Genomic DNA, 16,312 nt, shown 5'->3' with positions numbered 1-16,312 from the left:
TTCTAATTGTTATGCTTATAGTACTACTTGACCTTATTATTAATAGTTAGCGGGCTATGTTTATGAATTATGAGAGTATTCTATTTTAACTGTTTCTTCTCTTACAAGTTTGTATTGTAAGAGCATACTATCTTTATTTTAATTATATTAATTTATATATTGCCTTATGATTCGATATACCATATAAAGGTATATCTCCATAAATTATTTCATCTATCAGGATTTTATAATTATCTCCGCATCTTATTAGATGCTTTAAAAGCTTGAAATCTGTTAATAGTACCGATAAAGTTTGATGAATTTAAGATAGAATCTTCTAGGCTCGGTTGCATGGCTTGGAGTGAAAGATACTATTCAGCTTTTAATGTTAGTATATTGCAACAATCCAGACATTAATCCTTGAATCAGATAACAAAATCTAAACATATTCTCCTTGAGTTAATATTAGGTCTCACTAGTACATTTATACTATTAATACTCCTTGATTGATTTAGTAAAACCCTGTAGAGGTAGAATTAGCTGATGATTTTAAAATTTTGTATTTCTAATAAATAGTAAAACTATCTTGCAAATATATCTTAATGATCATGGTAAGACTATCTTTTTGACCTCTATTGATCTCATAAGATAAGAAGATTGCTTTTGACCGATACTTTTGTGTTATTATAGCAATAATTATTTTTTAATATTTTAAATCTTCTTACTGCAATCAATATTAATAGCGCACTTAAATTTTATACTTTCCAGATCTATAGAGACTTAAAAGCCCATAATATTCATTAAAAAGATCATGATATAAAAATGCAACATCAACTTTATTATAATAAAGTTACTATAAAACCAATATAATGCTAATTAATAATTTACTAAAGTCCTAACTGCAAATCAGATTATGTTTTGCATTTGACCTGATATAGAGGTTTACATGACAGCAGAATGCACGTTATCTATACTAAAACCAAATGCAGTTGCTAAAAATATTATCGGAGTTATTTATTCTCGTTTTGAAATCTCAGAGTTAAAAATAATTGCAGCAAAAATGCTACAATTGACTAGTGAGCAGGCTCAAGGTTTTTACACAGAGCATAAAGATCGTCCATTCTTCAGCAGCCTAATAGATTTTATGACTTCAGGACCAATTATTGTCCAGGTCTTACAAGGTTATGACGCTGTGCGTCGTAATCGTGAAATTATGGGGGCAACTAATCCCTCAATAGCCTTGGCTGGTACGCTGCGTGCTGAATACGGGGATAGCTTAATGAAAAATGTTATACATGGATCTGATTCTCTAGAATCCGCCAATCGTGAAATAGTATACTTTTTTACAAGAAATGAAATTTTTTTTAGTACTCCTAATTAATTCTTTAGTAAAATGCATGATATCTCTTCATTAATCTTCTAAAGCTATTCTCATGCAAAGAATAATTTTATCTTTGACAAAGATTCTTAATATGCTTTCTAAATTTATTGAAAGGAAAAGATTTTATCTAATCTATTGGTTCTAACATTTTATAATTTATAAAAATTATTAAAATGTTTTCTTCACCTAGATGAGAGCATATCATTACGAGCAGCAGATTTATACAATATATCTCTTTAAGAAAGATTTTGTTTTATGAATTACACAACATAAGTATTGTTCGTTAAATTAAGTGTTATTCTGTAGATCATTCCATAATATTTATTAAAAATTTTTCTATGAAAAATAAAAAAATTTAACCATGAATTAGTACATATATTACCTTTTCAGGAAGTTAGAGATTCATGATTCTACTAATTAGTCATTAATTAATATAATAATTACAAATAAAATGATAAAATATCTAAAAATCGATTAAGATAGTGCATACTAGGATCCTAGTTCATTACTAACTAATCATGGATACATCTTTGTATAATTTTTAATTAGAGAGATGTAGGTTCAACCATATTATATTGACGCTGACATTGCTTTCATTATTTGTTTATTTTGCACTTAAAGATCTTTCGTATTAAAATAATTATAAATATTTATACAAATCTAAGAAGATCATTTAGTCTTTATATCACTACCAGATTGAAGTTGTAAACATAGTATGTTCTTATATTATATTAAGTGATATAATATAAAGATAGATGCTCATATCATATGATGAATGATATATTTATATTATATAATAAATAATTACTAAGAATAATATTTTGCTCTAAAGACTATTAACATAAACCATAATTAACAGGATCTGCTGAATTATTATAATGTTTACAATGTTCTTGTGGAGCATATGATCCGATTCAATAATTGTCAGAATTTTCTATAAAGCCAATCCAAAAAAATAAATAAGGATTATCCTGCTTCTATCTATTTTCGTAAGAAATTAATTATCTAAATTCATGTTCTCTAAGATCTTTAATAATTTCTGCTAATTCACCCAGTCAATTACATTATATTTGTTAATTAGGATTATAATTCTTGTATATTATGTTTATACTAAAAGTTAGCATAAGATCTGCATTAATACAAAAAGAGCAGAAAAAATAATTTTTGAACTGGCAGATGGTTTAGAGATTACTAGTTCTTTTTTAGAGTTCTTGCTTAAATATTTTGCATGCATATAGTTATTTTTAGATAAAACGGCGATTATTAGATTTATCTCATATGTTCATATTAAAACTAATAGGTATTATAAATGGATCATCTTGCTAAGATTTAGTATAAATGGTTATGATTAAAATAGTCATTTGATAATAATCAAATCATGATATCTGCTAATTTACTTAAAACTGCATTTTTAAATTTGATTATATAAATTAAATGCCAAAACCTTTATTGTCATATTTATAAGTATATCATATCTTATTGAGAAAATAATTTTTCAGAAATTCTTGAAATATTTACATTATTAAGATCGTTTGTTTTTTGTTAAATAACTAATAATCATAAATAATTCATTAAATATTATAAACAATTTTTCTGGTTTCTTATAATTTACAGGATAGATATATCTGATAATTATCAGTTTTGTTCAAGACAAATAAATACAGTAAAATGATAATATATAGGAAGACAAACAGCTAAACATATTTCATTCACTAATACAGTATGTGCTGTATTAGTGAATGAAATATGTTTAGCTGTAGAAAAGAATAACATTGATGATAAAATTATTCTTTAATATATTTTAAAAATATCTTAAATTAAAATACTGAACAGAAAGAAAAATTTATTAGATATCTGAAATACTAAATAATGTTATAACATTATTTATCCTAAATATTGTCTAGAAAATTGTAATGATAGATCTATAAGGTATAATATATTGAAAACAGAATGATGTTTTAAGATCATGCATCTTTCCTTGTGCCTATTATTATTGAGTAAATCTCCTATAAAAGAGACACCTTTTATATTAAAAGGTAATATTATGCAACCTATATTAGCTAACCAACTGAGAAAGATTAACCTTCTAGATCTGGATCGCCAACAACTACGTCAATTTTTTATCACATTATCTGAAGAACCTTTTCGAGCTGATCAATTGATGAAATGGATCTATCATTATTGCTGCGATAATTTTGATGAAATGACTAACATCAAGAAGGTATTACGCAATAAACTAAAAGAAATAGCTGAAATTAGTGCCCCAGAAGTATCTAAAGAACAACGTTCCATAGATGGTACTATTAAGTGGTCTTTACGGGTCGATAACCAATGTATAGAAACTGTTTATATACCTGATCATAAACGTGCTACGCTGTGCTTATCTTCTCAGGTTGGATGTGCACTTGAATGTAAATTTTGTTCTACAGGAAAACAGGGCTTTAACCGCAACCTTCGTGTATCCGAGATTATTGGTCAGGTCTGGCGTGCCGCAAAAATTCTTGGAGCGTACAAAGTTACTGGCCGGCGACCTATTACTAATATAGTAATGATGGGAATGGGCGAGCCATTGTTAAATATCAAAAATGTAGTGCCAGCTATGAATATCATGCTAGACGATTTGGGATTCGGCTTGTCTAAGCGCCATGTTATATTATCTACTTCGGGAGTTGTTCCTGCGCTAGAAAAATTAGGTGATATGATTGATGTGGCGTTAGCAATATCTCTGCATGCACCGACAGATGAAATACGTGATACAATAATGCCAATTAACCGTAAATACAATATCGAAAGATGTTTGGCTGCTGCACGCCAGTACTTAACAAAATCTAATGCTAGTCAGGGGCGAGTCACAGTTGAGTATGTCATGTTAGAAGATATTAATGACGATATACATCATGCACACCAGTTAGCACAATGTCTTCAGGATACTCCATGTAAGATAAACTTAATTCCATGGAATGAATTCCTAGGGGCGCCATATATTTGCAGCTCTAAAATTCGCATTGATCGTTTCTCTAAGATTTTAATGGAATATGGTTTTACCGTGATTATTCGGAAAACACGTGGGAGTGATATAAATGCCGCTTGCGGGCAGCTAACAGGTAACGTTATTAATCTTACAAAACGCACATAAATCAGATAACACCTGGTAATTAATGCAATTTTCGTTAGCTAGAAGTCATCTTTCTTTTTTACTATTGTCTTCGGTATACTATGTTTCTGATGAATTAAACTATTAAGTGTGTATTAAATATTAAAACTTAATAAATTAATATAGTGTAGAATAAGATATTTATAATAGAATTATTAGTAATAATTTTTAGCAATATTTTGTCTGTAGAGCTAATAATAGCTGATGGTATAACAGTATCTTCAACTAAAATACAGATTTTAGTTGAAATTCTGATCATTAAAATATGTGTAAGTATACTAGAATTTGTCTATTATTATTTTATCCAGATTTAGATATCTTTATTATATAACAACAAATATTTTAGAGGATCAGGATAAGTAATTCGAAAATCATGTACTAATAATTATTACATCATGCTTATCATAAAAATAGTTAGGTAGAGTTAAAATATTCCTATATTATAACCAGCTAACAGATATAATTTGGATATTTTGACTTTTTGCTATGTTAAGAAGATATATTAATAAATTAAATAAACTTCTATCTTTATTGCTTGAAAATATATACTTATGAGTTACTATTGTTAATAGCGCAACCTACTTATATTTTGTAGAAAGCAATTATAGATATGCTTATCTTACTAAATATTTAAAAGAGTGTTCTACAGTTAGCGATAATATCAAGAAATGATCCATCTTCTTGCTTTAGTTAAGTTAGCGCCAAAATATCTTTAAAAGATACGGCATACCAGTGCCGATGAATTTTCCATTATCTCAGAGTACCAGCAAATTCCTAGCGAATGAATACTGAAGCCAACCAAGAGCAAATAGCTCCTTTTACAACAGGTGCACTCCTGCGAGAAGGCCGAAAAAGGCTAAACCTGACACAACGTTCTATCGCAGAACGTCTGTGTCTGAAAATTTCAATCGTGTGCGACATAGAAGAAGACAGAATACCGGTTGATTTAGCCTCAACTTTTTTGCGTGGTTATATTCGTTCTTACGCAAAAATACTCCATATCTCAGAAGATGAGTTAATACCTTACTTAGAAAAGCAGGCTCCTTTGACGGAAGCCAAAATTGCACCAATGCAAAGCTTCTCGCTCGTTAAAAAAAGTAAAAAGCTTGATAGTTGGTTAATGATGTTTACTTGGCTAGTGATATTTGTTTTTCTTGGTATCACTGGTTCCTGGTTTTGGCAGAATCATAAAGCACAGCAAGAAGATATCGAAATAATGCTTAACAAATCCTCTGCTAGACCTGTACAGCAAGACCATTTAGAGCACTTTCAATCAATCAATTAATCGTGCCGATAATAATCAATTTTTATGCAGATAACCATAAATCTATAAATGTATTTTCGTACTGATTTGTAGCTTTTAATAAAGATAGCAGAAAATACGAGAAGTAGCAGTTTTAAAGTTATATTATAATTATTATTAAATTCAGTAAGTTTAAAAGACTCTTATTATATTTCCTAGTAAGATCTTGATATATATTATGCTCAACAGACTTTTGAGAAAGTACATACTTTAGCTGCGATATCTGGATACAATTAGAATTAAACTAGATCTAATAATTATTAGATCTAGTTTAATTCTAATTGCTAGTAAAATATAATATGTAAATAGAAAAGACCTTAGTAAACTTCAAGACCTATTGTGTAATCAATGTAGCCCTAACTGCATATAAACATCATGAGATATGATATGCTATAAGCCATAACATTAGTTATCACGGCAAATCGGATGATCTGATAGTTTTCAATAAAAACTATATATTTTCTGAATCCTGATTTGATAATAAAAGAACGTAATATACGATGAACCTAACCGTAACAACAAGAATAGCATTTAATGAAGTTCTTAATACACTGATTTTATTACGATAGACTTTTGCTAGTGTTCACCGGATTATGATTTAATATTGAGGCTTTATTTTCTGGTGGACACAGGGCACTCATGGAGAGTCATTATGGACAATCAGTACTCTATCAAGAGGAGAAAATCAACCTTAATTCATGTTGGTCATGTACCGGTAGGTTGCAATGCTCCTATTGCTGTGCAATCAATGACAAATACTAAGACAACTGATATTGATGCAACGGTAAAACAAATCCAGGCCTTAGAAAGGGTAGGCGTGGATATTGTGCGTATTTCAGTACCGACGATGGATGCAGCTGAAGCATTTAAAATAATAAAGCGGAAAGTTTCTGTGCCACTAGTAGCTGACATTCACTTTGATTATCGGATTGCACTAAAAGTTGCAGAGTACGGAGTTGATTGTCTACGTATTAATCCGGGGAATATCGGTAATAAAAGTCGTATCCGCTTGGTTGTTGATTGCGCTCGTGATAAAAAAATTCCTATTCGTATCGGCATTAATAGTGGATCCTTAGAGAAAGATATACAAAAAAAATTTGGTGAACCTACACCAGAAGCATTAGTAGAATCTGCTATGCGCCAGATAGATATTCTAGACCAACTAAATTTTGATCAATTTAAAGTTAGCGTGAAATCATCAGATGTTTGTCTTGCAGTTGCGTCATATCGACTTTTAGCTTCGCTTATTGATCAACCTTTGCACCTTGGTATTACCGAGGCTGGTGGTATGCGTAGCGGATCAGTGAAGTCGGCTGTTGGTTTAGGTATGCTGCTCGCTGAAGGTATTGGTGATACTTTGCGTATTTCATTGGCTGCAGATCCTGTTGAAGAAGTAAAGGTTGGTTTTGATATTCTAAAATCTTTGCGTATTCGTTCACGCGGTATTAACTTTATTGCTTGTCCAACTTGTGCACGTCAAGAATTCGATGTTATTAGTACAGTAAATGAGCTAGAAAAACGTCTAGAAGATATTATAACTCCTATGGATGTCTCGATTATTGGTTGTATAGTGAATGGTCCCGGTGAAGCTTTGTTAGCAAATATAGGTATTACGGGAGGGCATAATAGAAGTGGACTATATGAAGATGGAGTGCGTCAAAAAGAACGTTTTTATAACGAACAAATCATTGATCTTCTTGAAAATAAAATTCGCGCTAAAGCATCTATTTTAGAGAGAAAGCACTCTACCGCAGTGATTAAGATTCATGAACAATAATTTTTTCTTGTTCTTTTATGTTTTACGCAATCTCTATAATTTATGATTTTCTGATTATTTTTATACATATTAAGATTATTTAATAAAATTTAATAGAGAAGTTACATGGCAAAGAGTATCCAAGCTATTCGTGGCATGAACGACTTTCTACCAAAAGATACTGTGTTTTGGCAGCTAATTGAGGCTACTCTCAAACAAGTGTTAACCAGCTACGGTTACAACGAAATACGCTTCCCAATTGTAGAACATACCCATTTATTTCAACGTGCACTTGGTGAAACTACAGAAGTAGTTGAAAAAGAGGTATACACTTTTAATGACCGTAATGGTGATAGCCTTACCTTGCGCCCCGAAGGTACTGCAGGATGTGTACGTGCAGGTATCGAGCATGGTCTCTTATATCATCAAGAACAACGTTTATGGTACATTGGCCCCATGTTCCGTCATGAGCGCCCACAGAAAGGTCGTTATCGCCAGTTTAATCAACTAGGTGCTGAAGTTTTTGGGCTTCATGGCCCAGATATAGACGCTGAAATTATCTTAATGACGGCCCGTTGGTGGCGTGCTCTTGGTGTTGATAAGCATGTCTCTCTTGAACTAAACTCAATTGGCTCTCTGCAAACTCGTGAGAAATATCGTAATGATCTCATTTCTTATTTGAAACAGTTTGAAAATCAACTAAATGAAGATTGTAATCGTCGTATTTATAGTAATCCACTGCGTCTTTTGGATGATAAGGATCCTGGCTTGCAAGAATTAATTGATGGCGCTCCTAGTTTATTTGAATATCTAGATGAAGAGGCTCGCCAACATTTTTCTAGGCTATGTAAAATACTCAATGATGCTAAAGTACATTATACTGTAAACAATCGTTTAGTGCGTGGTCTAGATTATTATAACCGCACAGTATTCGAGTGGGTGACCAGTTGTTTAGGCGCCCAGAGAACAATTTGTGCTGGTGGCCGTTATGATGGTCTAGTTGCACAATTGGGAGGTCATGATACACCTGCAGTTGGTGTTGCTGTTGGTTTAGAACGTTTAGTACTTCTAGTGCAAGCAGTTAACCCTAATTGCCAGATCCAGCGTGAGGTTGAAGTATATTTAATATATTCCGGTGAAGGCACTCAGATTCCGGCTATGCGTTTAGCAGAAAAAATTAGGGATGCTTGTCCGCAAATTAAGTTACTGACTCACTATGGCGGCGGCAACTTTAGAAAACAATTTGTTCGTGCAGCTAAGAAGGGAGCTAAATTTGCCTTAGTATTAGGGAAAAATGAGATTAACAATAGCCAGGTAAGGATTAAGAATTTGAGAAATGGCAATCAGAAAAGTATTGCACAGGATAATATTAATATGATTCTAGAATCAATTTTGCCTTAAGTAGTTTATAGAATAGTATAATTTTATAGTAATAAAAAAGACCATATCGATAGCTTCGTATAGTTTTGCTAAAACATATAGCATCTATATTTTTACTAGTTTTTATTTTTGTATTTTAAGAAAATTTATTAGCAGATTTTCAAGCATATTAATATAGTTAACTCAACTTCTCTTTTGCAAGAAGAGATGAAGTAGTTGAATGATCTCAAATACAATCCTGTATTTTAATTAAAAATTTATTTAAAAAATGATAATGATTATTTATTTGCTGTATTGCAGTTATTACAGAGGTGAACTTTATAAAAATAATTTTGCTAAAGCTGAGCAGAAGTCAACTATAGGTTTATAGAATCTGCTAAAGATGTGAAGCTGAAAATATCTGCTTGACTTACGTTTATTCTGTTCCCATTTGCAGGGGAGAATAAGATAGATTAAAGCAATTTTTAACATATTGGATTTTGGTCAAAGGTGGCTTTGCTGAATAGGTATGAAGCAAGATGTACGCGGTTATGTTCTAATGAAGAAATGTTATACAAAAGAGGTAGGAAAAGTATACAGCAAGGTTCTTGCTTCTGATGTTTATGATGTTTTTGTGCTTTACTCCTTATGAAGCTTAGTAATATATCTAACTAAGGGATGATAGATGCAATTACGCAAGATGCTTCTTATAGGATTAACAATTTTTTTGAGTGGTTGTTCTTTAATTAGCAAAAAAAATAATATTATTAACATATCATCATTGCCGGACATTAAAAAAAAATTTACACCCACTCAAAAATGGAAAAATTCTATTTTTGAAGGTATTAGTAAATCTTTTTATCATCCGAGTTCTACTTGCCAGGGTAACCGTATATATGCAGCAGATCGTCGAGGATTTGTCAAGGCTATTGATGCGGGAAATGGTGAGGTTATCTGGTCTACCAATATAGTAGAAAAAAATGCTTGGTGCTCACACAAGACTTCGTTATTATCTGGTGTTTTGGGAGTATCTGGTAGTAAAGTTTTTCTTGGTTCTGAACGTGCCCTAGTTTATGCTCTGAACTCTATGAATGGTACAAAGCTTTGGAAAACCAAAGTTGCGGGAGAAGTTATTTCGCGTCCGGTCGTTACCGATAATCTAGTACTTATACACACAACTAACGGAATGCTGCAAGCACTACAAGAGTCTGATGGTGCAATTAAATGGACTGTTAATTTAGGCACGCCTACTTTAACATTGCGTGGAGAATCTGCTCCTGCAATTGTGCATGGTGCTGCTATTGTTGGTGGTGATAATGGGTATGTTAGCGCGGTGTTACTAAAGAATGGTCGAATTATCTGGCAGCAGTATATTGCTGAACTGATAGGTTCAACAGAGATTAAGCGTATTAGAGATGTAGATACAACTCCTATTGTAGTTAATGATATTGTATATACTCTGGGCTATAATGGTAATTTTGCCTCTCTGGATTTACGTTCCGGTCATATTCAATGGAAATATCCCATGAGTTCAGTACATGATTTCATCGTTGATTCAGACCGAATTTATATTATTGACCAAGATGACTGCATATTATCATTAAGTACCGACGGTGGTGCATTGCTATGGAAACAACCAGATTTATTTCACCGTAAATTGACAACTCCTGTTTTATATAATAAGTCTTTGGTAGTAGGAGATAGTGCAGGCTATCTATATAAAATAAGCACTGATGATGCTCATTTTATCGCTAAAGAAAAAGTAGATAGTTCTGGCATCTTAAGTGTATTATTGAGCAATAGCGACACTCTAATCGTTCAGGCTCGTAGCGGTAAATTTTATGCATTTACTCAATAATCTATACTTACTGACTAAATGATCTACCCAACCTATCCATATGTATAGTTTTTTTGTTAAGATACTCCTCTTATCTCTGGTTCTTTTTGGCTTTCTAAATATTTATTTTATGCTACGATCTTTGTGCATTTCTTGAAACTAAGATACTTGCGAAGTCACTAAATAATTAAAGATAATCCCAGGAGGATAGGCTAAAGTAGGGTATTAATTTTTCTTGGGTTATCATAATTATGATGCTTAATTATATGAATAATAGAGGCTTCAATAATGATACCTGTTATTGCTTTGGTCGGACGCCCTAATGTGGGTAAATCTACCTTATTTAATCGCTTAACTCACACTCGTGATGCCTTAGTTGCAGATTTTCCGGGATTAACCCGTGATCGCATTTATGGTCAAACTACATTAGATGGCCATAAATTCATTATCATTGATACCGGGGGTATTGATGATATTCAAAATGGAATTGAAACTCATATATTTAACCAATCTCTTATGGCGATAGCAGAAGCCAATCTCGTTCTTTTTATTGTAGATTCTAGGGATGGGTTAATGCCTGCAGATAATATTATTGCTAATCATCTTAGAATACGTGATAAAATTACTGTTTTAGTAGCAAATAAAATAGATGGCATGGATCCCGATGTAGCAATTTCTTCTTTTTACTCCCTTGGTTTTAACCAGGTCTATCCAATTTCCTCGTCTCATGGTCGAGGAATTTCGGAAATGATTGAGGGAGCATTAATACCCTTGTTTAATATACCAAACCCAGAGAGTCTGGTAACAGAAAAAGAAGATAACACCGCTTACTGGCCCTATGCACGCGATGATAAAATAGAAGAACTAGTTAAAAGAAGAGATCATTACTCTAGCATCAAAGATGGATCAATAAAAATAGTCATTGTAGGACGCCCTAATGTAGGCAAATCAACACTAACCAACTGTATCTTAGAAGAAGAACGTGTTGTTGTCTATAATACGCCAGGTACAACCCGTGATAGTATTTATATACCAATGATACGTAATGATCAAAAATACATACTTATTGATACTGCTGGGGTACGTAAACGTGGCAAAGTTATTAATACACTTGAAAAATTTTCTATTATTAAAACTATGCAGGCGATTGAATACTCTAATGTTACATTGTTGGTAATTGATGCGTATGAGGGTGTTTCTGATCAAGACTTGTCTCTGCTAAGATTTATTTTAAATAGCGGTCGTGCATTAGTTATTATAGTAAATAAGTGGGATGGTTTATCCAAAAGTATAAAAAATAATGTAAAAGATATGTTGGATCTACGTTTAGGCTTTGTAGATTTTGCTCGGATTCACTTTATTTCTGCTCTTTATGACAGAAGCTTGGGTAATATTTTTCAATCTATTCAGGAAGCCTATAAGGCTGCGACACAAAGGATGAGTACAGCATTACTAACTCGTATTTTAAGCATGGCTCAAAAAAATCATCAACCTGCATTTGTGCGAGGACGTCGCGCAAAACTAAAATATGCACATGCAGGAGGTTATAATCCTCCAATCATAATTATTCACGGTAATCAGGTTGAACATTTAACATCTTCTTATAAACGTTATCTCACGAACTACTTCCGTCATTCACTGCAAGTAATGGGGACACCTATAAGTCTTCAGTTTAAAAAAAGTAATAACCCGTATCTAAGGAAAACTTAATAGACTAAAAAAACATCTTAGTGAATCACGCGTAATAGTTCCGTAGCGCATGTAAACCCTTATTATATTGAAGGCAATAAATATTAATGACAGTAAAATATATGTTTTATAACATATTGATATTATATTATTATGTGATTCAGGATTGTGCTAGCTTGATATAAAGAATACTCTTTATAAAATACTATATTGAATTTCTTCAAGTGATAGATAAATTTATAATATTGATATTCTATCAAGCTTTATATTATCTGAATTAGAAAGATATTTGCGTAAAGATAAGCAATCCTTATTTCTATAGTATTAATATTTATCTCGCAGAAGTAAGATTACAAAATACTCATAAAGTTATGAACTAGTAAATTATTTGACTATTATGCAATAGATCTCATGGAATTATTTATGCTTTTATTATGTTACTTTAATAACTAGATTAATTATGATATCCTGACACATTAAGATTAATATAGAGTAATTAATTAAAGAACAAAAGATTTAGTATAAGTCATGTTTTCTTATTAAGAAACATTATTCTTAGTACATAATATTTTCCTGGAATAGTGTATTGATGTAGTGCATCATCTATTCAATAGATCTTTGCTGCTATTGATGAATAATAGCAATTGTAATAGTTTTTAATTCCGAATAAGATTTGTATCTATCTTCAATTAATATGGCGCAGACGCGAGCTAATATTTTCAGAGGTTTTAAATAGAACTTTAATAAAATTCTATAAAGATGCATTTATTCTTTTATCAAGATATTTTACTTGATATAATTAATATTATTTACATGCTGAATAAATTACAGCCAGGATAAATATCCTATTATGAGCTTCTCTATTTCTCACACTTATCATGCCTCATATTGAGATTATACCTAGATGACATGCGGTTATTTGGTTTCTGAGTGAATATAGAAATGGATAGTATTAATATGTTCTCTTTCATCTAAGCAGATGAATAAATTGATCCAATAAAATAGAAAGTTGCATATAATTTTGGCTAAGATCAGAATATTGTAGATCTGCTCTCCTGTAAGGAGAGCATGAATTGAATGCAGATATATCTACTTTTTTGTTTTTTCTTAAAAAGATATCTAATAAAGCTTGAACAGCTTATAGTATTTCGTGAATTATTAAGAATATAATTATTGCGCTTTAATTCAGGTGAAAACCTATAAGTGTAATCAATATTTCTTGCTTTCACATGTTACCGTTATAGTATCTTGTATTTTGAATAGGAGATTAATTTACTCTAACTTTAGAGCTTTAAAACATAATATATCTATAATACTTATTTTTATCTAATAAATACACAAATCATCGCTCAAGTTTTAGCATCAATTAATATATTTTTTCTTAGTTATAACAATAAGTTTTTATTGAGCTAATATTCTGAGTAATGCATATTACTCATATGTACCAAAATTCTTATGGTACGAAAAAGGATGTTTATATAAGACACCCAGTAGTGAGAAGTCAAATATTGCATTGTGTAATCAGCATTAGTTATACTTACTTTCTTGTATAAAAAGCCATGTTTTTTATTCAGGTTTAAGACCTAAATTTTAGGGCAGCACTCACAGGTATCATTAAGTTTTTAAAAGTAATATCATATTATTTATTAGGTGTTCTTAAGGATTTTGTCAAATCTACTGACTTTTATAAGGATTATATGTTTAAAAATCATCTAACTCTAGAGTCTTTAAAATTTTTTACCGCTACTTATTACTCTTACTTAAGTAAGAGTAATGCTTTCTTATAGTAATTGTTTTGATCTTTAGTAAAACTGAATACTGAATATATTTATTCTGTAAATATATAATGTATAGTATATTGCCAGTTAATGAAACTCTAATCCAGCAAGCATCGTATCGATTATATCTAGATTTTTGTTTGTATGCTAATACAATAAAAAGACTATTATCTTAAAATGTCTGCTATATAAATTTATATATTCTGCAAATTTGTCAATATAATAAACAAGTTAGTACTTAAATTGCATATGCATTGTTATAGCACATTCTGCTACTATGTACTAGTAATTTACAAAATATTTTTATAAATATTATTTCTATCAGCCTTACTGATTTAAAAATATCCATTATTTTTCAGTAAGATAGTTCTAATATTTTTATATAGCTAAGTTACTCAATTGTGATCATAGGATGTAGATCCTTGGGTATGACATCTTTCTTTAATACATGTTTTTATCTGTGATTCTAATTAAAGAGTCTAGAAATTCATGCTATGTATCAATAGACATGCTTATAAACATCACATCAATAAAAATTCTAAAAAAGAGAAGGGAATTGATGGGTCGCAATTTATTTTTATAAAATATTTTTGCTATCTTGAATGTCAAGATTAAATTTATTCTTGCGAAAGCATATTTTCGACTAATTTAAGCATCACAACGACCAGTATTTACCTCAAAATATAATCTAAATGTTAAAAGCATGAAAAATGATAATAATATAGCTAAGGAGAAAGCTAGTTAGTCTAAAATTACTTTGATTTCATAGTAATTCCAGCAATTTTGCAAGAAATGATAATATCTCCTAAATGCTTTACCAGTGCTCTATTATATAAATACAGTGATCGTTTCTTAATCAAGTAATACTAAGAATAATAAATATTATAACATTTCTTTCATCTAACAATTCGAGATGCTGATCACAAATTATTGAAATAGATCAAGAGAGTTGTTATCACTTAGTTTTCTGTTTTACCACTAAGAACTAAGTGGTAATACTATTTGTCAGCATATAGTAAATAAAAAATCTATTATTATATTTATTAATAAAATATCTTGAAATTACTTACTAATATCATATTAATGAATAGCAGAATTATTCGTTAGATGAACTGTGCTATATGGCTTCGTAATCTACATAGACAATTTTATCGATCAGTGAAGTATTTAAATATGATTTTACAATAAAACCTTACTCAGTACTTTCAATAACCTCCAGATAATATACATATACTATATAACATCTGCATTAGAGAGAGCAATATATGGATGACACAGGTTGTTTGGGTAATATTAATATCAATTCGATTAACTGCAGCTATATCGGGGATACTAATGATAAGATAGTTTTTATAATTTATTGCTCTATAGCTTAATAAAATTTTTTATTTTCCATGTGTCTAAAAAGTGAAGATAAAATCTTCTAACCTTTAGATTTTAAAAAATAATAGAAATATTCTGCTTATACATAATTAGACTCCTTTTAACTATTTGTTATATATTACAAATATTAAAATAATTTGTGAGCATTCTTATAGAATAACGCTCCTGTTTTGATAGTTGCGGTTCATTTAATGATATAATATAGTAGGAACTATAGGTTAATGATTTGTTCAATTATATAAATCATCATGACAGAGAGAATACCAGCTACTATATCATCTACTATGATACCTATACCATTATGAAGGTTACTGTCAAACCATCGAATAGGCCATGGTTTCCATATATCAAGCACCCTAAAAATTAAAAAACCTCCTAATACCCATTCCCAGTTATTGACTGGCAGATCTATCAAAGTAATATGCATGCCAATGAACTCGTCCCATACAATACTCTTATGATCATGCTCTTGCATATCTTTCGCTGTTTTTTGGCACGCATATACCCCGACATAGATGCTTAATGTTGCTATAACAGAATAAATATACCATGGCAGTTGAATAAGTAGTAGCCAAAGTATGATGGACACTAAAGATCCTATAGTTCCTGGAATAATTGGGCTAAGTCCACTACCAAAACCTGTCGCGAGTAAATGATAAGGATTGCTCATTTTTAAGCAATATTTTGCGGATT

General features: G+C 30.8%; 7 protein-coding genes and 2 pseudogenes. 8 read left to right on the top strand and 1 reads right to left on the bottom strand.

The window, feature by feature from the left end; translation table 11 throughout:
• Nucleotides 1–925 precede the first annotated feature (925 nt).
• The 8 genes and pseudogenes from ndk to der form a co-directional block, all read left to right on the top strand.
• Nucleotides 926–1,360 (top strand): nucleoside-diphosphate kinase, encoded by a 435-nt coding sequence (ndk, locus tag KTT71_RS03080; protein ID WP_216782383.1) that lies wholly within the window; start codon nucleotides 926–928, stop codon nucleotides 1,358–1,360.
• A 2,044-nt stretch (nucleotides 1,361–3,404) separates the two neighbouring features.
• Nucleotides 3,405–4,496 (top strand): dual-specificity RNA methyltransferase RlmN, encoded by a 1,092-nt coding sequence (rlmN, locus tag KTT71_RS03075; RefSeq protein ID WP_216782382.1) that lies wholly within the window; start codon nucleotides 3,405–3,407, stop codon nucleotides 4,494–4,496.
• Between the two features lie 799 nt (nucleotides 4,497–5,295).
• Nucleotides 5,296–5,751, top strand: a pseudogene (gene rodZ / locus KTT71_RS03070) (cytoskeleton protein RodZ); the annotation flags it as partial.
• Between the two features lie 718 nt (nucleotides 5,752–6,469).
• A complete protein-coding gene (ispG, locus tag KTT71_RS03065; RefSeq protein ID WP_216782380.1) occupies nucleotides 6,470–7,594 on the top strand; it encodes a flavodoxin-dependent (E)-4-hydroxy-3-methylbut-2-enyl-diphosphate synthase in 1,125 nt (374 codons plus the stop codon).
• A gap of 105 nt (nucleotides 7,595–7,699) precedes the next feature.
• Nucleotides 7,700–8,974 carry a histidine--tRNA ligase gene (hisS, locus tag KTT71_RS03060; protein ID WP_216782379.1) on the top strand — a complete coding sequence of 425 codons (1,275 nt, stop codon included), beginning with the start codon at nucleotides 7,700–7,702 and terminating at the stop codon, nucleotides 8,972–8,974.
• A 487-nt stretch (nucleotides 8,975–9,461) separates the two neighbouring features.
• Nucleotides 9,462–9,584 (top strand): hypothetical protein, encoded by a 123-nt coding sequence (locus tag KTT71_RS03465; protein WP_281413199.1) that lies wholly within the window; start codon nucleotides 9,462–9,464, stop codon nucleotides 9,582–9,584.
• A gap of 33 nt (nucleotides 9,585–9,617) precedes the next feature.
• Nucleotides 9,618–10,790 carry an outer membrane protein assembly factor BamB gene (gene bamB, locus KTT71_RS03055; RefSeq protein WP_216782378.1) on the top strand — a complete coding sequence of 391 codons (1,173 nt, stop codon included), beginning with the start codon at nucleotides 9,618–9,620 and terminating at the stop codon, nucleotides 10,788–10,790.
• A 267-nt stretch (nucleotides 10,791–11,057) separates the two neighbouring features.
• A pseudogene (gene der / locus KTT71_RS03050) lies at nucleotides 11,058–12,473 on the top strand (ribosome biogenesis GTPase Der); the annotation flags it as partial.
• 3,357 nt (nucleotides 12,474–15,830) lie between these two features.
• Here the strand turns inward: der and pgpA are convergent.
• The gene (pgpA, locus tag KTT71_RS03045) at nucleotides 15,831–16,289 is read right to left on the bottom strand and encodes a phosphatidylglycerophosphatase A (protein WP_246543829.1); all 459 of its coding nucleotides are present in this window, start codon (nucleotides 16,287–16,289) and stop codon (nucleotides 15,831–15,833) included.
• Nucleotides 16,290–16,312 lie beyond the last annotated feature (23 nt).

The sequence above is a fragment of the Candidatus Profftia tarda genome (genome assembly GCF_904848675.1).
GTDB lineage: Bacteria > Pseudomonadota > Gammaproteobacteria > Enterobacterales > Enterobacteriaceae > Profftia > Profftia tarda.
This window is presented reverse-complemented; position numbering and strand designations above follow the sequence as displayed.

Excerpts from the sequence above, each read along its gene's own strand:
- ispG (WP_216782380.1), top strand. The coding sequence starts at position 6,470 with ATGGACAATCAGTACTCTATCAAGAGGAGAAAATCAACCTTAATTCAT.
- pgpA (WP_246543829.1), bottom strand. The coding sequence starts at position 16,289 with ATGAGCAATCCTTATCATTTACTCGCGACAGGTTTTGGTAGTGGACTT.
- rlmN (WP_216782382.1), top strand. The coding sequence starts at position 3,405 with ATGCAACCTATATTAGCTAACCAACTGAGAAAGATTAACCTTCTAGAT.
- bamB (WP_216782378.1), top strand. The coding sequence starts at position 9,618 with ATGCAATTACGCAAGATGCTTCTTATAGGATTAACAATTTTTTTGAGT.
- hisS (WP_216782379.1), top strand. The coding sequence starts at position 7,700 with ATGGCAAAGAGTATCCAAGCTATTCGTGGCATGAACGACTTTCTACCA.
- ndk (WP_216782383.1), top strand. The coding sequence starts at position 926 with ATGACAGCAGAATGCACGTTATCTATACTAAAACCAAATGCAGTTGCT.
- KTT71_RS03465 (WP_281413199.1), top strand. The coding sequence starts at position 9,462 with ATGAAGCAAGATGTACGCGGTTATGTTCTAATGAAGAAATGTTATACA.